The sequence below is a fragment of the Streptomyces minutiscleroticus genome (assembly GCF_014650875.1).
GTDB classification, from domain to species: domain Bacteria; phylum Actinomycetota; class Actinomycetes; order Streptomycetales; family Streptomycetaceae; genus Streptomyces; species Streptomyces minutiscleroticus.
Map to the genome: position 1 here is coordinate 1 of NZ_BMVU01000250.1, position 647 is coordinate 647.

The window sequence follows — 647 nt, forward strand, 5'->3', positions numbered from 1 at the left end:
CTTTGAATGACAACCCTAATAGCAATTCTTCCACTGAAACCAAATCCAATAAAGATGATAACTTTGATGAGATGATCAATAAGGTGAATGAAGCTTTTGTGAAACCTGCTGCTCCGCTTGTGCCTAATGAATGGAGAACACCTGAAATTGAAATCATTATCAATGAGTGTATTATTTCAAGCAACGATTACGATGGGTTAAGAAAGTGTTTGATCAAAGGCATCAAGGATCAAAAGATTCTTGCCCCCTTATTAGAAAAAATTCAAGAAATAGAGACAGAAAATAACAAGTTTTCTAGACAACACTTGAGTGGTTTAAAACTCGCTCTTAATAACAGCAACAATAGAACCTTTCTTATAGCTTCATGCGCTATTTGTGAGAAGAGAAAAAAAGAAATGGAGCAAGAAAACAACCACCAAGATACTACAAATGCAAGTGAGTTTGGAGCTACTGATGCAAAAGAAAATGAAGCAAAAGATGCAGCATTCTCAAACAATCGCTCTAAATCTGAACTGCCCAATAGCGTCATTAATCAAATAGAACAAAGCATCGCTCATGGAAAAAAATAGCGATCAAAATTATTAGCTCAAAAAAACAACTAGAGAAACAAATCCCAAAGGTTAGAAATCATAGCCTGTCGTCTCAGA

Annotated in this window: 1 pseudogene; it reads left to right on the forward strand. The window is 35.2% G+C overall.

What is annotated here, in order from left to right:
* Nucleotides 1-569 (forward strand): annotated as a pseudogene (cagN, locus tag IE271_RS44595) (cag pathogenicity island type IV secretion system protein CagN); the annotation flags it as partial.
* Nucleotides 570-647: the final 78 nt, after the last annotated feature.